Source organism: Eubacterium sp. 1001713B170207_170306_E7 (genome assembly GCF_015547515.1).
Taxonomy (GTDB): Bacteria; Bacillota; Clostridia; order Eubacteriales; family Eubacteriaceae; genus Eubacterium.
The window spans coordinates 301,120-321,680 of record NZ_JADMVE010000002.1; the positions used below are offsets into that span (position 1 = coordinate 301,120).

The 20,561-nt window shown below is 51.5% G+C and carries 20 protein-coding genes and 1 riboswitch; of the genes, 15 read left to right on the forward strand and 5 right to left on the reverse strand.

Annotated elements, in window-relative coordinates:
* Positions 1–34 precede the first annotated feature (34 nt).
* Both I2B62_RS06715 and I2B62_RS06720 read right to left on the reverse strand, forming a co-directional pair.
* Positions 35–1,351, reverse strand: a complete 1,317-nt coding sequence (locus tag I2B62_RS06715) for a folylpolyglutamate synthase/dihydrofolate synthase family protein (RefSeq protein WP_195268219.1) — start codon at positions 1,349–1,351, stop codon at positions 35–37.
* Positions 1,352–1,372: 21 nt separating this feature from the next.
* On the reverse strand, positions 1,373–1,936 hold the full coding sequence (locus I2B62_RS06720) for a 5-formyltetrahydrofolate cyclo-ligase (protein ID WP_195268220.1): 564 nt from the start codon (positions 1,934–1,936) through the stop codon (positions 1,373–1,375).
* A 165-nt stretch (positions 1,937–2,101) separates the two neighbouring features.
* Here I2B62_RS06720 and I2B62_RS06725 point away from each other — a divergent pair, with 165 nt between their 5' ends.
* From I2B62_RS06725 to I2B62_RS06735, 3 genes are all read left to right on the forward strand, one after another.
* Positions 2,102–2,782, forward strand: coding sequence for a DUF1638 domain-containing protein (locus I2B62_RS06725; RefSeq protein WP_195268221.1), 681 nt, complete (start codon positions 2,102–2,104; stop codon positions 2,780–2,782).
* A gap of 185 nt (positions 2,783–2,967) precedes the next feature.
* The gene (gene ftsX, locus I2B62_RS06730; RefSeq protein ID WP_243259443.1) at positions 2,968–3,897 is read left to right on the forward strand and encodes a permease-like cell division protein FtsX; all 930 of its coding nucleotides are present in this window, start codon (positions 2,968–2,970) and stop codon (positions 3,895–3,897) included.
* A gap of 49 nt (positions 3,898–3,946) precedes the next feature.
* Positions 3,947–5,080: a M23 family metallopeptidase gene (locus I2B62_RS06735; RefSeq protein ID WP_195268223.1), complete on the forward strand. Its 1,134-nt coding sequence runs from the start codon at positions 3,947–3,949 to the stop codon at positions 5,078–5,080.
* 3 nt (positions 5,081–5,083) lie between these two features.
* On the opposite strand, the gene I2B62_RS06740 is transcribed toward I2B62_RS06735, so the two are convergent.
* Positions 5,084–5,656, reverse strand: coding sequence for a DUF1836 domain-containing protein (locus I2B62_RS06740; protein WP_195268224.1), 573 nt, complete (start codon positions 5,654–5,656; stop codon positions 5,084–5,086).
* Positions 5,657–5,805: 149 nt separating this feature from the next.
* Between I2B62_RS06740 and I2B62_RS06745 the strand changes: the two genes are divergently transcribed.
* Together I2B62_RS06745 and I2B62_RS06750 are read left to right on the forward strand one after the other, a co-directional pair.
* A complete protein-coding gene (locus I2B62_RS06745) occupies positions 5,806–6,462 on the forward strand; it encodes a hemolysin III family protein (RefSeq protein WP_195268225.1) in 657 nt (218 codons plus the stop codon).
* A 490-nt stretch (positions 6,463–6,952) separates the two neighbouring features.
* A complete protein-coding gene (locus tag I2B62_RS06750) occupies positions 6,953–7,552 on the forward strand; it encodes a zinc dependent phospholipase C family protein (RefSeq protein ID WP_195268226.1) in 600 nt (199 codons plus the stop codon).
* Positions 7,553–7,596: 44 nt separating this feature from the next.
* Here I2B62_RS06750 and I2B62_RS06755 read toward each other — a convergent pair whose 3' ends face one another.
* Together I2B62_RS06755 and I2B62_RS06760 are read right to left on the reverse strand one after the other, a co-directional pair.
* The gene (locus tag I2B62_RS06755) at positions 7,597–8,595 is read right to left on the reverse strand and encodes a GGGtGRT protein (protein ID WP_013379081.1); all 999 of its coding nucleotides are present in this window, start codon (positions 8,593–8,595) and stop codon (positions 7,597–7,599) included.
* Between the two features lie 11 nt (positions 8,596–8,606).
* Positions 8,607–9,299 carry a nitrogen-fixing protein NifU gene (locus I2B62_RS06760; protein WP_013379082.1) on the reverse strand — a complete coding sequence of 231 codons (693 nt, stop codon included), beginning with the start codon at positions 9,297–9,299 and terminating at the stop codon, positions 8,607–8,609.
* A 320-nt stretch (positions 9,300–9,619) separates the two neighbouring features.
* Between I2B62_RS06760 and I2B62_RS06765 the strand changes: the two genes are divergently transcribed.
* The 10 genes from I2B62_RS06765 (at position 9,620) to I2B62_RS06810 (ending at position 20,530) form a co-directional block, all read left to right on the forward strand.
* Complete coding sequence (locus I2B62_RS06765; protein WP_195268227.1) at positions 9,620–11,155, forward strand: DUF2284 domain-containing protein; 1,536 nt, start codon at positions 9,620–9,622, stop codon at positions 11,153–11,155.
* Positions 11,156–11,172: 17 nt separating this feature from the next.
* Positions 11,173–11,727 carry an isochorismatase family cysteine hydrolase gene (locus I2B62_RS06770; protein WP_195268228.1) on the forward strand — a complete coding sequence of 185 codons (555 nt, stop codon included), beginning with the start codon at positions 11,173–11,175 and terminating at the stop codon, positions 11,725–11,727.
* A gap of 19 nt (positions 11,728–11,746) precedes the next feature.
* Complete coding sequence (locus I2B62_RS06775; RefSeq protein ID WP_195268229.1) at positions 11,747–12,499, forward strand: MTAP family purine nucleoside phosphorylase; 753 nt, start codon at positions 11,747–11,749, stop codon at positions 12,497–12,499.
* Between the two features lie 316 nt (positions 12,500–12,815).
* Positions 12,816–13,850: an S-methyl-5-thioribose-1-phosphate isomerase gene (gene mtnA / locus I2B62_RS06780; RefSeq protein WP_195268454.1), complete on the forward strand. Its 1,035-nt coding sequence runs from the start codon at positions 12,816–12,818 to the stop codon at positions 13,848–13,850.
* A gap of 9 nt (positions 13,851–13,859) precedes the next feature.
* Positions 13,860–14,642 carry a sugar phosphate isomerase/epimerase gene (locus I2B62_RS06785; RefSeq protein WP_195268230.1) on the forward strand — a complete coding sequence of 261 codons (783 nt, stop codon included), beginning with the start codon at positions 13,860–13,862 and terminating at the stop codon, positions 14,640–14,642.
* A gap of 33 nt (positions 14,643–14,675) precedes the next feature.
* Positions 14,676–14,851, forward strand: a riboswitch (cobalamin riboswitch).
* Between the two features lie 101 nt (positions 14,852–14,952).
* Entirely contained in the window at positions 14,953–15,903 is a 951-nt protein-coding gene (locus tag I2B62_RS06790) for an ABC transporter substrate-binding protein (RefSeq protein ID WP_195268231.1), read from the forward strand.
* 66 nt (positions 15,904–15,969) lie between these two features.
* Positions 15,970–17,004, forward strand: a complete 1,035-nt coding sequence (locus I2B62_RS06795; protein WP_195268232.1) for an iron chelate uptake ABC transporter family permease subunit — start codon at positions 15,970–15,972, stop codon at positions 17,002–17,004.
* A complete protein-coding gene (locus tag I2B62_RS06800) occupies positions 17,004–18,254 on the forward strand; it encodes an ABC transporter ATP-binding protein (protein ID WP_195268233.1) in 1,251 nt (416 codons plus the stop codon). The genes I2B62_RS06795 and I2B62_RS06800 overlap by 1 nt, the downstream gene beginning before the upstream one ends.
* Before the next feature lie 28 nt (positions 18,255–18,282).
* Positions 18,283–19,671 (forward strand): cobyrinate a,c-diamide synthase, encoded by a 1,389-nt coding sequence (locus tag I2B62_RS06805; RefSeq protein WP_195268234.1) that lies wholly within the window; start codon positions 18,283–18,285, stop codon positions 19,669–19,671.
* A complete protein-coding gene (locus tag I2B62_RS06810; protein ID WP_195268235.1) occupies positions 19,652–20,530 on the forward strand; it encodes a GHMP kinase in 879 nt (292 codons plus the stop codon). The genes I2B62_RS06805 and I2B62_RS06810 overlap by 20 nt, the downstream gene beginning before the upstream one ends.
* Positions 20,531–20,561 lie beyond the last annotated feature (31 nt).

Consider the following 20,561-nt stretch of genomic DNA (forward strand, 5'->3'; position numbering starts at 1 on the left):
TAAAAGCGCCTGACGTTTCTCAGGCGCTTTTTATTTACGCTTCTTCAGCTTTTAACCTTTTTACAATGGCGGTCCGGGCCACGCCGATCATGTAAAGAGAGCCGACAAAAACGTTGATGCGGTCCCTGGCGCTCAGGTCGATGCTGTCCACGGCGGCTTCGATGGTGTCGTAGAAATTGACGTTTTTGCCGTACTCACGGTGGATCAGTTCAGCCATTTTATCGGCCGGCAGGGCACGGTCGTTTTCCGGCGTCAGGGCGTGGACATCTCCGGTGACGGGCATGAGGTATTTGAGGGCCAGGTCGATATCTTTATCGGCCAGCATACCAAAATAAAGGTTGATTTTATTGCCCGGGAAATAGGTTTTGATATTTTTGACAAAATACTCAATGCCGTTGGGGTTGTGTGCGCCGTCGATCAGAATGATGGGATCGCGGTGAAGGATCTCAAAACGCCCGTGGAAGGTCACTTCCGCCAGCGCTGTGATGATCGCCTTAGTGGGAATGGCGTAGCCTTTTTTCAATAAAATTTCCAGGGTATCCAGCACGGTCAGGCAGTTTAAAACCTGGTGCTCACCCAGAAGCTTCAGCTCGAACGTATCCAGTCCGGCGATGCCGCCGGGCTTTTTATATTTCAAAAGCTGTCCGTCAAGGCTCTCAGAAACCCGGCAGATGTCCGCAGGGTTGACGACTGTATAGGGCGTTCCAAGAGATTCGGCATAGCCTGTGATGACGTCCTCGGCCTCTTTTTCCTGAGGATAGACCACCACAGAAGTGCCCTCCTTAATAATGGCGGCCTTTTCACCGGCGATTTTGCCGATGGTGTCCCCCAGATAATCGGTATGGTCCAGGCTGATGCTCATAATGACCACCGCCTCTGGAGCAGGAATGATGTTGGTGGCGTCCAGACGTCCGCCCATACCCACCTCGATGATACAGAGGTCCGCTTTTTTTTTGCAGAAATATTCAAAAGCCAGGGCGGTTTCGATCTCGAAGCCGGTGGGATGCGGCTCACCCTTTGCCACCAGAGTGTCGCAGGCGGCCTGGACTTTTTGGGTTACCTGCATCAGGTCGTCATCCGGAATGGGGACGTTGTTCAGCTGGACCCGCTCGTTAAAGGTTTCGAGGGCCGGAGAGGTGTAGAGCCCTGTGATGTACCCGGCGGTTTTGAGAATGGTGGAGAGCATGGTGCTCACCGAGCCCTTGCCGTTGGTGCCCGCCACATGGATACATTTCAGCTTTTCCTGCGGGTTGCCCAGCTCACCGAGCAGCAGGCCGATGCTTTCAAGGCCCAGCCGGATGCCGAACTTCCCGTTGGATTCTATAAAGTCAATGGTTTCCTGTACGTTCATGTTTTCGTCTTTTCTCCTTGGTTACCGGCAGGACTTGACCCGGTTCTCGGTAATGATGATGTCAACGCTCTTGTCGTGGGGCTCCATGGGGATCTCGTCATAGATAAAATCCTCGCGGATCAGGGCGACGGTTTTGCAGTCGGGCCGGATGGTTTCAAGAAAGCGGTCGTAGTAGCCGCCGCCAAAGCCCATGCGGTTGCCGGCTTCGGTAAAGGCCATGCCAGGCACCAGCACCAGGTCCAGTTTTTCGGGCGTGACCACACGGCGGCAGTCGTCCTTAACCTCCAGAATCCCATAATGCCCTTCCTCCAGATCGCCTGGGAAGTCCAGAATTTCGGACAGGATAATGGTGTGGTCGGCGGTGTTGCAGATCGGCACGACCACGTGCTTGCCTTCGCCCAGTGCCTTTTGGATCAGGCTGTGGGTGTGGATTTCAGTGCCGAAGCTCACGTAGAGCATCATCCAGTCCGCATCTTTGTAAGCGTCGGATTGAATGAAATTACCAATGATCTGCGCGTCGATTTCCTTTGAGTAAATGTCAGAACGTTTCTTTAAGGTTTCCTGACGAAAAGCTTTTTTATCCATAATTTCTCCTTTGTGGTTATAGCTGCGTTTTCTCCCATTATATCATCTCTTTTGCACGGTTGATAGAGAAAAATTTTTGCATCGCCGGGCTAAATGCGCTATACTTATTTATGAATGAGAAAAACGGAAAACGGGACTTGAAAAAGTAATGAGGGGATTGGAGAAATGAAAAAAAGAAAATTACTGGCCTGTGAGACGATTAGGGATGAAGTCGAGCTCATCAAGGAAAAATGCGGGGTTGATATTGAAACCGTCTGGATGGACAATACGCTGCATGCCTATCCCGAAAACCTGAGGGACGCCCTTCAGGCAGAGATCGACAAAATCGGGGAGGACGCCGACGAGCTTTTGTTTGCCTACGGCAACTGCGGCAATGGTCTGGTGGGGCTGAAAAGCAGCTACCCGACCATGATCATTCCCAGATACGGGGACTGCATCGACATGTTTTTGTCCAACCTTGATAACCTGGAGCGGGTGCGCACCACCACCTACTTTCTGACCAGGGGCTGGCTGGACGGCAAGCAGAGCCTGGAGTGGGAGATCGACTACAATTACAAGCGTTTTGGCGAAAAGCGGGCTCATAAGATCATGGATATGATCTACCGGCATTATAAACACCTGATGCTCATCGACACTGGCGCTTATGATCTGGAGGCCGCGAAGCCGAGGGTCGATAAGATCGCTGCTACCATCAAGCTGGAGCCGGTTGTCCGGCAGGGGGACATCAGTCCCATCGAAAAGCTACTGACCGGCGACTGGGATGAGGAACACTTCTGCGTGGTTCCGCCCGGGCGTGAGACCACCTATCATGATTTTGACGGCGCGAGCTTACGTTTGCCTTGCTAAATTTTGGCTTTTTTGTTACAATTTAAATATATCTGTTACAATACTTTCAGATTTCGATGTTTTTTAAAGTTTTTTATAAGTAAAATGACCTATAATAAGACAGCAGAAATAAATATATGTAAATTTTTATGAGGGCTGTGTAATAATTTGCACCCGGACAGGTGCAGATGAGAGGGAGAATGTTAATGGGAAAAAGAAAAAAGGAGCATCATTTTTTTTCGATGCTGAAAAGTATTTTCAGAGATACGGCTCAAAGCATTGAGCGGAACAATCTGATGAGTATCGCCTCCATTCTTTCAGTCGTCGCGGCTCTGATCATTCTGGGGATTTTTGTGATCTTCACGGTGAATCTTCAGCACATTACCGAAAATGTGGAATCGGCCATGGAGCTGCGCGTTTTTATGAAAACAGAATATACAGAGGACCAGAAAACCTCGGTTGAGACGGCCCTGCGCGGCAACAGCCAGGTGACGGGGATCTCTTTTGAAAGCAAGGATGAGGCCCTGGAAAAATTTTCCTCAAGCCTTGACGATTACTCGGGCCTTTTAAAGGGCTATGACAGCAATAACAACCCGATGGCCGCCTCCTTTATTGTACAGGTGCAGAACCCTGAGGATCTGGAGGGTGTCAAGAGCTTTGCCGAGGGATTGACGTCCCAGGGAGTCGATTATGTCAAATATGGTGAAGAATACGTCAATGCGCTGGTAAGCTTCAGCAAGTTCAGCAATACACTGTGTATTGTCATACTGGCGGTGCTCTCAGTCATTTCGATCTTCATTATCTATAACACCATCAAGCTGACCTGCTTTGCCAGAAGAAGGGAAATCGGGGTCATGAAATACGTGGGCGCAACCGACTGGTATATCCGCCTGCCCTTTATACTGGAGGGAACCTTTCTCGGATGTCTCGGGGCGCTGGTGGCCATGCTGATCATACGCACCGGCTATTACTACGCCATTGCCTATGTCACCAACGTGGTCAATATGCCGATGAACAGCGATCTGGTATCCCCGGCGCTGATCATGGGACCGATTTTTGTATTTTGCCTGGTGTATGGTATCATTATCGGCGCCTTTGGCAGCCTGTTTTCAATCAGAAAATTCTTAAAAGCTTAGAGCAAAGTGTGTAAAATTGAGTACAAAGAAGGAGAGATGAGTAAGATCTATGAAGAAAAAATTGTGTGGTTTTCTGGCAGGATTATTATGCGTTTTGATGTTATGTAACCCGGTTTTTGCTGAAGGAAATGACGCGCTGATGGCTCAGTTAAAAGACAGTGTGCAGCGCATTAAGGATATGTCGTCCCAGATGGAGGCGACAAAAACGACAATGGCTGAAATTGAAAAGCAGATCAATGAATCCAATGCGGCCATCGACGCTATCAACGCGCAGATCGCGGATCTGGACGCCCGCATGGCGGATCGGAAGGCACAGATCGCCGTGCTGCAGGAGCAGCAGAACAAACAGGAAAAGGAACTGGAGGAACGCCTCCGCGTAATGTATATGTACGGCAATGACGGCTACCTTCAGGTGTTGTTCTCCTCCAACAATTTCACGGACTTTATCGCCCGGGCCGACATGATGAAAAATGTCATGCAGGCGGATAAGGACGCGGTAACAGCCCTCGAAAATACCAAAAAAGAGCTGGAAGAAAAAAATGCCGGTCTGGAAGCCGATAAAGCGGCAGCCGAACAGGCAGCGGCTGTTCAGAATGAAGCCAAGGAACAGCAGAATCAGCTTTTAGCCAAGAATCAGGCGCTGATTGACGAATACAAGGCAGGCATCGCGGCCGAACAGGCGGCAGCCGACAGCATCGCCCAGCAGATGGGCGGCGAAAAGGCCAGCGATTTTGTGCAGACAGGCGAGTATTACTGGCCCATCTCACCGGACAACTCCCAGGCCTTTGACATCAGCAGTCCCTTTGCCGGGCGTATCCACCCCATTACCGGCGAATGGTCCAACCATCAGGGCGTCGACGTGGCGGTCAGCTACGGCACACCGATTCTGGCGGCTGGCGACGGTACGGTCTCCATCGCAGGTGTAAATGGCGGCTACGGCAACTGCGTGGTCATCAACATGGGGACGGACGGCAGCGGCAACAAGCTGGCCACCCTGTATGGACACATGTCTTCAATCGCCACCTCAGTGGGCGCGACAGTCTCCAAGGGCGACATCATCGGCTATGTGGGCAGCACCGGCAATTCCACTGGCCCGCACCTGCACTTTGGCTGGATGGTCAACGACAATTTTACCGATCCACTGGCCTATTATCCGGGTCAGAAATGGAATTATGTCGAGTAGGCGTCAGGCTTCATCAGACGTCATTTCGTCCAGAAGCTTTTCGGCCAGGCGTTTGTAATGAAGGCTCTGCTGAAACAGCAGCAGACACATCAGAATAGAATCCGTCGGCTCCATACCGGAGCCGGCGGTTTTTTCTTTGGCGTTTTCGGCGATGCGGCGCGTCTCATCCTTCAGAGCGCTGAGCTGTCCGGCCTGGCTGTCCAGAAATTTCTGATAAACGAACTGGAGCTTTTCGTGGTTTATGGCCTCCCCGTCCTTGAGGAAGCTGAAAAGCGTTTTGATATCCTCCATGGAGGTGACCTGCTTGAGCTGGTAGATTAAAAGCATGAGCAGGACATGATCCACCGTGTATTTTTTCTTCTGTGCCGGGCTTAAAAGCTTGTTTTTGGTGTAGTTGTTGATCATGGTTTTGGTCAGCAGCTTGTCGTCGGGCCTGCGCTTGGTCGGGGCCAGGTACTTTTCAAAGAGTGTGATGAGCTGGTCCATATAAAGATCCAGGTCTGGAATATCCTTTATAGGAACCTGACTGTCAAGCTGCAGGCTGTCGATCAAGTCAAAAATCTGTTCATCTGTCATGGGAGCGCCTCCTTATTCTTCCTGTTTATTTTACGCTAACGCCACCCAAAAAACAACATCAAAAACGTATTTGACATTGTATACAGGTTGTGATATATTTTATAGAACACAATACATAGTTTTTAAAACTACATAAGGAGTGACATAAAATGATTGAAAAATTCAGAGACCCGATGAGTGCGCTGACCCACCTGATCGGAGCCGTTTTATCCGTGGTCGGAACCATTGCCATGCTGATCCTTATCGTGGTGGAAAAGGAGGTTAATGCCCTGACGCTGACCTCAGTGCTGGCCTTTGGGCTTGGGCTGATCGCCCTGTACACCACCAGCTTTACCTACCACGCCATCCACGGCTCACCTGAAAAGATCATGCGGATGAAAAAGACAGACCATTCCATGATTTTTCTGCTCATTGCCGGCTCCTACACGCCCTTCTGCCTGCTGTGCCTGACCGGTGTGATCCGGGTGGCGCTGATGACCGCGATCTGGGCCGTCGCAGTGATCGGGGTGCTGATGATGGTGTTCTGGATCAATATGCCCAGATGGCTTAATACCGGGCTCTACATCTTTATGGGCTGGTTCGCGCTATTTGCCCTCAAGCCACTCTACGACGCGCTGCCCACCGGCGGTTTTGTCTTTTTGCTGCTCGGCGGCATCATGTACACGGTGGGCGGAGTCATGTATGGCCTTAAAAAGCCCAATATATGGCCGGAATTTGGCTTTCATGAGGTGTTCCATGTCTTTGTCATACTCGGCAGCCTCTGCCATTATTACGCGGTTTTCCGGTATATTTTGATGCCGGCCTGAAGGATATTGTAAAGCGTTCCGCACTGAATACTGTGTCCAAAATTTCCATAACAACGCATAACCACTAACTTCTCGAAGTAGGAATACTTATTTGAATGTGCAATAAGTATTTTATATAAACGAAGTTGAATAAAAATAAATATACATTTAAAAATGCCTAATCGGAGTTAATGCTTATGCAGGTTTTGGAGACTTACCTCCAGATGTTGGTGGCTATGCGTTGTTATGGGATGATTTTGGGAATAATTTTTGCTGATGATGAAAAAAACCGTTCTGCCGCGTTTTAAGACAGGGCGGTTTTTGTATTTCAGAAAAGGTTTTCTGGATTAAAAATGCTTGTTAAGGGTAAATAACTTATCTGTTTTGTGTTAAAATAATAACAGCATTGTAAAATCTTAGGAAAATCTTCATAATTTGGATTGTATTTTCTTAACTTTTATGGTGTATTATAAAGGTAAATCAAGTTTAATACAGGGGAGCTGAACATTAAATGAACAAACCAACACACCTGATATTTGGAGAAATTATCTGGAAATACCTTGACGAAAATTATGGAATCACATTAAACCGCGCCGGTTTCCTGCTTGGAAATATCGCGCCGGATCTGACCTTCAGCTTTGTTTTTCACCCCCATGAGAGGAAGTATGCCTCCGAGCATCTGAGAGTTGCCATCGACGCGGCCATCCAGGCCGGCGACATCATGGACTTTGACGCCGGGTTCTTTTTGGCAGAACGCCTTGGCAGCATCTGCCACTATTGCGCGGACTTTTTCTGCGAGGCTCACACCGAGCGCTATGAGGGAAATCTGAAGGAACATATTCTGTTTGAGAAAAGACTGTACCGCTACTGTATGCTCCACGAGAAGGAGCTGGGCGAGACCATGCGGCAGCCCCGGAGCTTTTCCGTTTCCGGTACCGGGGACATTTTCCGCAAAATCGAGGAAATGAACGATGCCTATCTGGCCGGAAGGCCTTCCTATCGTGCCCAGGCCGAGGGCGCCCTGTCGGCCTGCCTCCAGACCGTCGGCACCATAATGACCACGCGCTATTACACGGCCTTTAATGTGGAACCGGGCTTTTTAGTCCACTAAAAAAACCTGCGAGATGCATCGCAGGTTTTTTTGTTTGGTTGGGATTATTTCATGGCTTCTTCAATGGCAACCGCAACCGATACGGTGGCGCCGACCATTGGGTTGTTACCCATGCCGATGAGGCCCATCATTTCAACGTGGGCTGGAACAGAGGAGGAGCCGGCGAACTGTGCGTCGGAGTGCATACGTCCCATGGTATCGGTCATACCATAGGAAGCTGGGCCGGCGGCCATGTTATCCGGGTGGAGGGTACGTCCTGTACCGCCGCCGGAGGCAACGGAGAAGTATTTTTTACCCTGTTCGAGGGCTTCTTTTTTGTAGGTGCCGGCAACCGGGTGCTGGAAACGGGTCGGGTTGGTGGAGTTCCCGGTGATGGAAACATTCACGCCTTCGTGGTGCATGATGGCAACCCCTTCCTGAACGTCGTTGGAACCGTAGCAATTAACCGCGGCGCGTTCACCGTCGGAGTAAGCGGTCTTTTCCACGATGTTCAGCGTGCCGGTCGCATAGTCATAGTCGGTTTTAACATAGGTAAAGCCGTTGATGCGGGCGATGATCAGAGCAGCGTCTTTGCCCAGGCCGTTTAAAATAACGCGCAGTGGTTTTTTACGAACCTTGTTGGCGTTCCGGGCGATCCCGATGGCCCCTTCGGCAGCTGCGAAGGATTCGTGGCCGGCCAGGAAGGCAAAACAGTCGGTTTCTTCACGCAGCAGCATTGCGCCCAGGTTACCGTGGCCTAAACCAACCTTGCGCTGTTCGGCGACAGAGCCTGGAATACAGAAAGCCTGTAAGCCCTCGCCGACGATTTCAGCCGCGTCGGCAGCTGTTTTCGCACCGCGCTTGATGGCCAGTGCAGCGCCCAGCGTGTAAGCCCAGCAGGCATTTTCAAAACAGATTGGCTGAATGCCTTTAACGATACCCGCAACGTCAATGCCCTTTTCATCGCAGATGGCTTTGGCTTCTTCTAAAGAGGCAATGCCGTTTGCTTTTAAGACTTCGTTGATTTTGTCGATTCTTCTTTCATAACTTTCAAATAATGGCATCTCAGAACCTCCTATTCGTTTCTCGGGTCGATGTACTTAGCAGCACCATCGAACTGTCCATACTGGCCGGAAGCTGCGTCCATGGCTTCTTTCGGATCCATGCCCTTTTTGATGTTTTCCATCATTTTGCCGAGCTGTACGAAAGCGTAACCGATGATTTCGTCTTTTTCGTTTAAAGCGACCTTTGTGACATAGCCTTCTGCCATTTCCAGGTAACGCGGTCCTTTTGCCAGTGTACCGTACATGGTGCCAACCTGGCTTCTGAGGCCTTTGCCCAGGTCTTCAAGGCCAGCACCGACCGGAAGACCATCTTCAGAGAAAGCGGTCTGAGTACGGCCATAAACGATCTGTAAAAACAGCTCGCGCATGGCGGTATTGATGGCGTCGCAGACAAGGTCTGTATTCAGGGCTTCAAGAATTGTTTTACCCGGCAGGATTTCAGACGCCATCGCGGCGGAGTGTGTCATGCCAGAGCAGCCGATGGTTTCAATCAGGGCTTCCTGAATGATACCGTCCTTTACATTTAAGGTTAATTTACAGGCACCCTGCTGAGGGGCGCACCAGCCTACACCATGTGTTAAACCGGAAATGTCTTTAACTTCTTTTGCCTGTACCCATCTGCCTTCTTCAGGGATTGGGGCACAGCCGTGGTTTGCATTGCTGGCTACGCAGCACATACTATTTACTTCATGAGAATATTCCATTCGCTAAACTCCCTTCGAATTTTTCCTACAGTTATTATAATATGGGTGTCTCAAAAAAAATATGGTAATTTTTTGTCATTTCGCATTTTTTGTCCCAGCGGGACAAAAATGTAGAAAATGAAAACGGCTAATAGAGTAAAATCTAGCCATTCTTAGAAAATTGAAGTTTTTTTGTGAAAAGTTATCTGTAATAGACAAAAAGTTGGGTTGATGTTCGTTTAAAGGTAAGGTACAATAAATCTAAATGTAAATTTACTAAAATTTACCCGAAAATCGTGTTAAACAAGATGAAATTTGTATAGATGAAAAGAGGTAATGGGATGGATTATATTCACAAATTTAGCATCGGTCCGGTGGAAATGGACAAAATGCTCGAAGAGTATCATCAACTGCGAAAAACCCGCCGCTACTGCGCGGCTTGTCCCAACTACAACAAATATTGGTCCTGCCCGGACTATGCCTTCGACGAGGCTTTGTTTTTAAAGGAATTCAAATATATGTATCTGATCGCCAGAGAATATGAAATTCCGAGGGAAGACCGCCAGAAAATTTTTGGGATTCAGCCGGTGGCCGAGTACTGCAAGCAGGTCATGCAGGCCATGAAGGTTGAATCCTGGAAGGATCTTCTGGATCTGGAAGCCGAATTTCCGGGAACGTTGTCCTTAATGCCAGGCAACTGTCATGTCTGCGATATTTCCGGTGAGGGCTGCGCCAAGCCGAAGGGACAGAAGTGCCGCCATCCGGAGCTTATGCGTTTCTCGCTCGAATCCCTGGGCTTTGACGTGGACGCCATCTGTAAGTATGAAATCGGTGTGCTCCTGCTCTGGCCAAAGGAAGGCCATCTGCCGGAAAAACTGTGCGCGGTCATGGCGCTTATGAGCAATGAAAAGATTTCAATGGACGCGATTAAAGCCCATTTTCCGGACGCCAAAAAGAGCTGGCTGCGTTTTTCAGACACAGCGCCCGAAGCCCGGAACGAGGTGCGTCCAAGCGTTAAACGCCAGGAAAGCTGGATCGACAACATGAAAAAGCAGAATCTTGAAAAAGCAGAGGATCCTGCCTACAAGCCGCAGAAGAGCTGGATTGGCTTTAAAAGCGAAGCTCTGGACAGCGGTGAATATGTCAAGGAACGCCCCTGGCGGGAGGAAGCACCTGAGGAAGCCCCGGCAGCGCCTGAAGAAACCGCGGCGCTGGCCGAGGAAATGATTGAGTCCAGCGCAGAACCCGTGCCGGATGCCGAACCGGAGGCCGCCGCGGCGGAACCACTGGCTCAGCCCGACACTACATCCTCTGAGGACGAGGAGGACGCCAAATACAAATGGCTCGGTTTTAAACGGAGCGTCGAGGAAGCGGAGGAAGAACTAAAAAAACGTCCGATTCCCAAATTTAACGTGCCTGAGGAAGAAGAAAAAGAAGAAAAACCGGAAGAAAATGCTGCGGCAGAACCGGAAGCAGCAGCGGAGCCCCCGGTGGCAGAACCCGCCCCGCAGGCCGCGGAAGCTCCGGCAGCCGCAGTGCCAGAAGCGGAACCTGTTCAGCCAGCGGCAAAGCCGCAGCCTGAACCCGCCCAGGCACCCGAACCCGTTGAGGAAGAGATTGAGCTGCTGGATGCCTCCAGTGTGGCCAATGTGCTCAGCGCTGCCATCGAAATCGCCAAGGATGTTGTCGGCGACGATTTTATCCCGGATGAGGCGCCTGTATTTAATGACCCTGCGCCCGCTCCGCAGGCCTCGGACGCAGATTCGGCTCCGGCAGAGGAAGAGGATGACTCCAAGTACAAGTGGCTGGGCTTTAAGGCCACAAATCTGGACGAGGACGACGGCCTTAAAAAGGGCGGTTGGAAGAAAAACTATTAAGCTGAAGGAGTGGTAACATGGATCAGGCACTCATTCTGATTGATTATACCTATGATTTTGTAGCGCCCGACGGCAAGCTGACCGCCGGCGCGCCCGCCCAGGCCATTGATGATAATCTGGCCGCCGCCGTCTCTGAGACCCTTGAGGCCGGCGGCATGGTTTTTGTGGTGAACGATCTGCATCTGGAAAACGACGAGACGCATCCCGAAACCAGGCTGTTTCCGCCCCATAATCTTTTGGGAAGCCCCGGCAGAGCGGTGTATGGAAAGACCGCTGAGCGGCTGAGAAGCTATCAGGCGCTTGAAAACAGGCAGGTTTTTTACATGGACAAGCTCCGCTACTCGGCCTTTGCCGGGACCGCTCTGGATATCCTGCTCAGGCAGAACCAGATCTGGAACCTGGAGCTGGCTGGCGTGTGCACAGACATCTGTGTTCTGCACACGGCCATCAGCGCCTATAATCTGGGTTATGCGGTCACCGTTCACAGAAACCGTGTGGCGAGTTTTAATGCCGAGGGCCACAAGTGGGCGCTGGAGCATTTCAAGTCATCACTGGGATTTACAGTAGTATAAAGGAACAAGGAGATAAGCAATGTTATATTATAAAGCAGATATCGGCGTGATCGGCGGTTCCGGTCTCTATGAGCTGTATCCGGACGTTAAGAAGATTGAGGTGGATACACCCTACGGCAAAACCTCTGACGCCATCAGCCTGGTGACCGTTGGCGATAAAAAGGTGGCCTTTATGCCAAGACACGGCAAGGACCATACCCTGAACCCATCCGAGATCAACTATCGGGCCAACATCGATGCTTTTGCCCAGCTGGGAATCCGGGCGCTGATCTCACCCTGCTGCGTGGGCTCGCTGCGTCCGGAGATCGCACCCGGCGATTTTGTGGTCACCGACCAGTTTATCAACATGACCTCAGGCCGCAGGGATACCTTTAACGAGTCCCCCAATGTGGTGCATCTGAGCTCAGCCGATCCCTACGATTCCGGCCTGCGCCAGATTGCTCTCGAGGAAGCGGAAAAACTGGGCATCAAAACCCACGACGGCGGCACCATTGTCGTGATCAACGGACCGAGGTTCTCAACCCGTGCCGAAAGCCGCATGTTCGCCATGATGGGAGCTGACGTGGTCAATATGACCCAGTATCCGGAGGGGTACCTGTGTCTGGAAAAGGGCATTCCGGTTGTCAACATCGCCCTGATCACAGACTACGACGCCGGACTGGAGGGCCGCCCGGATATCAAGCCGGTACAGGCTGAGGATGTGGTGCGCGTGCTCGAGGATAACAACGACCGTGTAAAACAGCTGATTTTTAAGATGATTGAACGCATATAAAAAAAGATACCTCCCTTAAAATATAGGTGAGGCCAGATTGTCAAAGCGTTAGCGCAGCACGAGACTGCGCCTTTTATCCAGATAAGGAAAAAGGTCCAGGCGCTGCGGATAACGGTCAGGAATCGTGCCGTTTTACTGGAACAGCCGGACAATGGAGAGATCAGGCGTTAACTTCAGTGAAGAAAATGCAGATGTGAGTGCAGTACTCGCAGGACGCTTTTTCTTACTTAGGTAAAAGGCTTTGTCTCACAGTTTTTGACATTCTGCCCTCCCTTAACCAAGGGAGGCTTTTTCAGATACCGAGAAAGGAAGAATGATGAAACCTGTTTATTATGAAAACGGCGCTTTAAAAATGCTTGACCAGACTCTGCTGCCAACCGAGGAGGTAACGCACAGTTACACCGACTACCGTGAGATTGCCGTCGCCATTGTGGATATGATTGTCCGCGGCGCGCCGGCCATCGGCGTGACTGCCGGGTACGGCGTTTATTTTGGCGCGTTGGAATTTGAGAAGCTGCCGCAGCAGGCCTTTTTAAAAGAAATGGAGACTGTCTGCCAGGTGCTCCGTGCAACCCGGCCGACCGCGGTCAACCTGTTTTGGGCAGTGGACCGGATGGAAGGCGTGATCAAGGCCAACGCGGAAAAAACACCGGTGGCGATCACGGCGCTTTTGAAAGCCGAGGCGGACGCCATCTGCGCCGAGGATATCCAGATGTGCCGGGATATGGGCGCTTACGGCGCAGAGCTGATCCACCGCAAGGATACCATCCTGACCCACTGTAACGCAGGCGCCCTCGCCACAGCCGATTACGGGACAGCCCTCGGTGTTGTGCGCGCCGCCTGGGAGGCAGGGAAAGAAATTTCCGTCTACGCCGATGAGACAAGACCCTTTCTGCAGGGAGCCCGTCTGACCGCCTACGAGCTGCACAAGGACGGCATTCCGGTCACGCTGATCACAGACAATATGGCTGGCTGGATGATGAAGCAGGGAAAGATTGACTGTGTGGTGGTAGGTGCGGACCGCATTGCCCGAAATGGCGATGTGGCTAACAAGATCGGAACCTACAGCGTGTCCATTCTGGCAAAGGCTCACGGTATTCCCTTCTACGTGGCGGCGCCGACCTCAACCATTGATTTTAATATGTGGTCTGGCGAGGATATTGTCATTGAAGAGCGGGATACCCGTGAGATCAGCCATATCAAGGGACAGCAGATTGCCCCGGACGGCGTGCGCATGGAAAACCCGGCCTTTGACGTCACCCCGCATCAGAATGTTACGGCCATCATCACCGAGAAGGGCGTTGTGTATCCGCCCTTTGACCTGAGCATCCCCAGGCTTCAGAATGAATAGGAGAGACGAATGAAATACAGTATGTTTTCGTGGTTTGGCTACTTCATGCCCTTTGAGGAGCGCATTGACGTGATCAAAGCCGCCGGCTTTGACGAGGTCATGATTTCCTGGGAGGACGAGTGCGAGCCCTACCATCTGGAAAAAGAAAAATTTCCAGACATTGTGCGGAGCAAAGAGCTTGGGATCACCAATATTCACGCGCCCTTTATTGGTTATAACGACATTTGGGAAAAGGAGCCTGCACAAACCAGAGAGCTTTTAGAAACCTTTGTCAGCTTTGTGCGGGACTGCCGAACCTTTGAGATTCCGGCTGTGGTGGTGCACACCAATGATCTGGACCTCGGCCCCTATAAGTGGGAAAACGGCCTAGCCTTTTTCTCAGCGCTGGCGGAGGCCGGAGAGAAGTACGGAGTGGATATCGCAGTCGAAAATGTGTCGCGCCCGTTTTTGCTGAAAGGCCTGCTGGACGCCATTCATACCGACCATTTTGGCATGTGCTATGACAGTTCCCATGATTATATGCTGCACTGCGGCAGAGGAAAGATCCTCAAAACCTATAAAGACCGCATCAAGGCGCTGCACCTGTCCGATAACGACCTGCACATCGACCGGCACTGGATACCGGGCGAGGGAGAGATTCCCTTCGGTGAGGTCATGCCGGAGATTTTGAGTACGGGGATCGACTTTATCTCCTACGAGGTCATTGCCAGCGAAGAATGGAAAAAGCGGGAGCCCCTTGATTTCTGCCGTGCGGTTCGCAGCAGTCTGGACCTGGATAACAATAATTTCTAATTGCACAATTCGGGGATTTGTGCTAAACTTCAATTAACAACTTAATGATGCTGTTTTGTTAGAGGAAAGCGGTTGAAATCCGCTACAGCCCCCGCTACTGTAATTGCAGACAAGATCCTCATAGACCACTGTCAGGCGTATCCTGATGGGAAGGGAGGATGGAGAAGGAAGCAAGAGTCAGGACACTTGAAGCAAAGCAATATAATCACTTCGGAGGGAAGCAGAGGATTGTATGTCACAAATAATCCGGCCTTTCCTTTGGGGTCGGTTTTCTTTGTTTTAAGCAGTTTTAAATTTTTGGGAGGGACCAATGAAAAAGAGAGTATTGAAAAGTTTGCTGATGGCCCTGGCCTGTGCGGCGCTGTTATCTGGCGCGGCGGGCTGCAGTTCAAAGGATCAGGGGAGCGGCAGCGTGTCCGGCGCAGTGACCGGAGACACCGCTTATCCCGTTTCCATTACCGATGATCTGGGAAATAATGTGGAAATCGAAAAGGAACCCACAAAGATCGTTTCTCTGTCGCCCGCGAATACCGAAATCCTGTTCGCGCTGGGTGTGGGAGACAAGGTGGTCGGAAAGACAGATTACTGCAATTATCCGGAGGAAGCCGCCCAGGTGGCAACCATCGGTGATTACAATAACCCCAATGTGGAAAAGATTATTTCTTTGGCGCCGGACGTTATTCTGGCGGGTGATCTGATCAGCGATGACGTCCGCAGCCAGCTTGAAGCCACGGGCGCGAAGGTCATTACCTATACACCGATGTCAGTAGACGCGGTGGAAAGCACCATCATCAACACAGGTAAGGTGGTTAACACCAATGATAAGGCCAGGGAAATCACTGACAGCATGACGAAAAAATACGAAGAAATCAAGGAAAAGGCAGCGGCGGCTGACCCGCAGAAATCCGTTTTTATTGATATCGGTGGTTACTACAGCGCTGGGGACAACTCCCTGCTGGGCAACATGCTCAAGGATATTAACGCCAAAAACATTGCCTCCGACGCCGGCACAGACTGGCCGCAGCTGAGCGTTGAACAGATCATCGCAAAGAACCCGGATGTCTATGTGTCCTTCTTTACCACACCGGACGAAATTAAAAAGGTACCGGGCTTTGACCAGATCAATGCGGTTAAGAATAACGCCATTGTCTACTATGAAATGCTTTCTCCGGACAGCGACCTGATCCAGCGTCCAGGACCCCGTATTGTCGATGGACTGGAGCTTCTGGCTACAGCGGTCTACCCGGACCAATTTAAGTAAAAAGACTTCTCCGCAGGTGCCAGCCGCCTGCGGAGGTTTTAAACAGACGGTTAAGGAAGAGGACGGATGAAAATAAAGTTAAAAAAATACGCGATGCCCTTATCCATTGCAGGGTGCCTGATCTTAATTTATTTATGCACCATCGTAGGCATTACCTCCATTCCCTTTGGCGAGGCCAACCGGATTTTGCTGCATGAAGTCCTGCACCTGCCTGTGAATATGGATGGCATCTCTGCCGGCAACATTGCGATTATCTGGAATGTCCGGCTGCCACGGGTCATTCTGGGCTTTCTGACAGGTGGGGCGCTGGCGGTCTGCGGCGCAGCCTACCAGGGGATTTTTAAGAATCCCATGGCGGATCCTTTTATTCTGGGGGTTTCCTCCGGCGCTGCGCTGGGCGCTTCCATCGGCATTGTCATGCATTTTTCAACAGGCTTCCTGGGATTGAACGGAATCGCTGTTTTGGCCTTTGTAGGCGCCTTTCTGGCGATCTTTTTAGTGTACAACATTTCAAAGGTCGGGAGAAAAGTGCCGGTTGCGTCCCTTCTGCTGAGCGGGATCGCCGTGAGCCAGTCGCTGACGGCTTTTATGTCCCTGCTTATGATTTTCAATGTTCAGAGCATGAATCAGATTATGTTCTGGACCATGGGCAGTCTGAACGGTAAGGGATGGAGCCAGGTAATCACTGTTTTGCCTTACGTTATTATCGGGTGCCTGATTTTATTCACCACGGTCCGGGAGCTGGATATCATGCTTCTCGGTGAGGATGCTGCCACACAACTGGGTGTCAATACCGACCACCTGAAGAAAAAGGTGCTGGTTGTCTCATCGGTGATCACCGCGGCGGTGGTCTCTGTGACCGGGATTATCGGCTTTGTCGGCCTGGTGGTGCCGCACATTGTGCGGATTTTATCCGGGCCCAAGCACCGGATTCTGCTGCCCTTTTCACTGGTATTCGGCGGCACCTTCCTCATTATCTGTGACACGCTGGCCCGGACGGTTTCCTCACAGGAAATCCCCGTCGGGATCATCACCGCTGCCTTTGGCGGCCCCTTCTTTATTTACCTTCTGCGTAAATCGAAGAAAGGAGGCACCCGATAATGGAAAACTCAGTCATGCTGAAATTTGAAGGTGTCCATACCGGCTACGGGGATAAGGAAGTCATCAAGGGCTTTACAGCGGATATCCACAAGGGTGAGTTTGTCGGCCTTATCGGCTCAAACGGCACGGGTAAATCCACACTGCTCAAATGCCTGTCCGGCCTTCTGCCGATCACTGGCGGCAGGATTGTGGTCAAAGGTAAAGACAACGCCGGGCTCAAACAGCGTGAACGCTCTCAGATGGTGGCCGTAGTGCCCCAGTCCTTTGATATCGACTATGACTTTACGGTTGAGGACATTGTGCTCATGGGCAGGAACCCTTATCTGAGCTATAAGGACCGCGAGGGCGCAGAGGATTACCGCATTGTGGAGCAGGCCATGAAGATGACCAAGACGCTGGGCTTCAGAGGCCGCATGTTCAATGAGCTCAGCGGCGGCGAAAAGCAGCGTGTGATCATCGCGCGGGCCATTGCACAGGAGCCGGACATTATTCTGCTGGACGAGCCCACCTCCGCGCTGGATGTGCACCATCAGATTGAGGTGATGGAATTAATCGACCAGCTCAATAAAAATGACCATATGACTGTGGTGGCTGTGCTTCACGATATCAACCTGGCATCCCGGTACTGTAAACGCCTGATCATGATTCAGGACGGCCGGGTAGTGGCGGACGGGCCGCCGGCGGACGTGGTCATTGAGCGGAATTTAAAACAGCTTTATAATATGAAGATGCTGGTGCGGGAAAACGCGGTTTTTGAGAAGCCGGAGATCGTGCCCATCCGTGTGCTGGAGGGCGAGGAAGCCCGCAATCCGCTTCACATCCATGTGATCTGCGGCGGCAGCGGCGCCTCAAAGGTCATTGAGGAGTTGGACGACATGGGACACTGGGTAACCGCCGGCGTCATCAATGAGGGCAGCGACGACTGGCTGGTCTGTAAGTCGCTGAATCTTGATATTGTCGGGGAACGGCCTTTTACGACCATCTCCATGGAAAAGCAGCGGGAAAACTTAAAGCTGATGCAGGACGCCGACATCGTTCTGGTTGCAGATGTGCCCTTTGGACTTGGCAACGTCAATAATCTGGAGGGTCTGGAGACCCTGGACGCGGAGATTTACCTGCACGCAAACTGCCTGAATAACGATTTTACCGAGGGCAGGCTGGAAGCCTGTCTGAATAAGATACGCGCGAGAAAAACCGTGGTCGAAATCGGAGACCACGACGCGTTTTTAGAATTGCTTCAGCAACGTTAGAAATTGGGATAACCTGGGAGATTGTGCTATGAATACTTTTATGCTGGCAGGAGTCAGCAGTAATGTTGGGAAAACAACCGTGACCATGGGGGTGATGTCTGCCCTGTGCAAAAGGAACGGTTCAGTGGTTCCCTTTAAAACCGGACCGGATTACATTGATCCGATGTTCCACACCTTTGTCACTGGAAAGAAATCCACCAACCTGGACACCTGGATGGTGGATCGGGAGACCATCCGGTCCTTGTTTTACCACAAGCTGTCCGAGGATTCCATCGCGGTGATCGAAGGGGTCATGGGACTCTATGACGGCCACGGGCTGGAAACCGATGTGGGCAGCAGCGCTTACCTGTCAAAGGTGGTGGACGCGCCGGTTTTTCTGATCATCGACGGCCGGGGCATGTCCAAAAGCGCGGCGGCCATGGTCAAGGGTTATGTGGATTTTGACCCGGAAACCCGGATTGCCGGTGTGATCATCAATAAGATTGCTTCGGAATCTCACTATCAGCTTTTAAAGGAAATGATTGAGACCTGCACGGGGGTTCCTTGTGTTGGCTATTTTCCGAATTGTCCGGATATTGTCATGAACAGCCGGCATCTCGGCCTTATTCCGGTGGACGAGCTTCAGGGCCTCCGGGAGCAGGTGGAAAAGGCGGCGGCGCTGGCAGAGCAGCATATTGATCTCGACAGGATGTTAGCGCTCAGCCGCAGAGAAGCCATACCGGACGTTCGGGAGGACCCCTTTGACGCCTGTGCGGGCCGTTACGCAGATTTGACCGTAGGCTTCGCTAAGGACAAGGCCTTCAGCTTCTATTATGAGGATAATTTCAACGCGCTCAGAAAGCTGGGGGTCCGGCTGGTGCCCTTCAGTCCCCTTGAGGACAGCGGACTGCCCGAGGGTCTGGACGCCCTGTACATCGGCGGCGGTTTTCCGGAAATGTTCGGGCGAGACCTTGAGAAGAACCACGCCTTCAGGGAGAGTATAAAAAACGCTTTGGAAAACGGCCTTCCCTGTTTTGCGGAATGCGGCGGCCTGATGTATCTCACAGAGAGCATGGAAATGCTGGACGGCGAAAAATACCGGGCGGCAGGCTTTTTTAAGGCGGACACAAAGATGACCAAGCGGCTTCAGCGGTTTGGTTATATTGACATTGACACCGTGATCCACGGCACGCCCATACAGATTAAAGGGCATGAGTTTCATCACAGCCTGGTGCATGAGAGGGAGCCAATCCCCACGCGTTACCAGATTACCAAGGGAGACCGGAAATGGACCTGCGGCTTCTGCAGGAAAAATACCCTTGCCGGGTACCCGCACATTCATTTCTACAGCAACCCGCAGTTTTTGCTGGCGCTGTTAGACAAAGCCGAAAAAATCAAGAGGTTGGAGGAACAGGACAGTGAGAACAGTAACGGTTAAATCGCCGGGCTCCTGCGGAGAATTTATCCAGGGAATCTATCACGAACAGCCGTGCCTCGTATCCTGTCCCATTGATCTTTACTCCAATATCCGCATTGTGGAAGGGCCGGCCACCCGTATGCTCGACACCAAGGCGGTACAGATGCTGGAGCTGATCTTTTCAGAGTACAGCATTCCAAGGGAGGAGAAGCACCATATCAATATTCAGATGTCCTCGGAAATTCCCATTGAAAAGGGCATGGCCAGCAGCACCGCAGATATCGCCGGGATTGCCAGGGGCCTGAGCGCTTATTATGATCTGGGGCTCAGCGATAAAACCATTGCGGAGCTCTGCGTGTTCATCGAACCGACGGACAATATCATGTTTGAGCGGCTGAATCTTTTCAACCATGTGTGCGGCGACGTGCTGATCAATTTTGAGGCGCAGCTGGAAGCGCAGATATTGATCGTCGAGTTCAAGGGCGCTGTCAACACCATGAATTTTCACCGCCAGCAGGATGGCTACACACGTGAGGAGGTCGCGCGGTTCGGAGAGGTTCTGGAGCTTTTTAAACAGGGGCTGCGGGATAAAAGCCTTGACGCCATCGGACGCGCCTGCACCGAAAGCGCCAGGCTGAACCAGAAAATCCTATATAAACCCCATCTCGAGGCATTGGCGGCCTTGTCGGAGGCATTCGGCGGGCACGGGGTTATCACAGGCCACAGCGGCACGGTAATCGGCGTGCTGTACAGCGAGGAGGCCTTTGACTACACTGCTTTTATGCAGCGATTTTTGAACGTTGTCCCCAAACAGGACTACGACGCGCTGTTTTTGAAGAATATCATTCCCGGAGGCCTGAAGGTTTCCATAGAGGATTGAGCGGCGGCCTTTATTTTGGGCTTCAGCCATT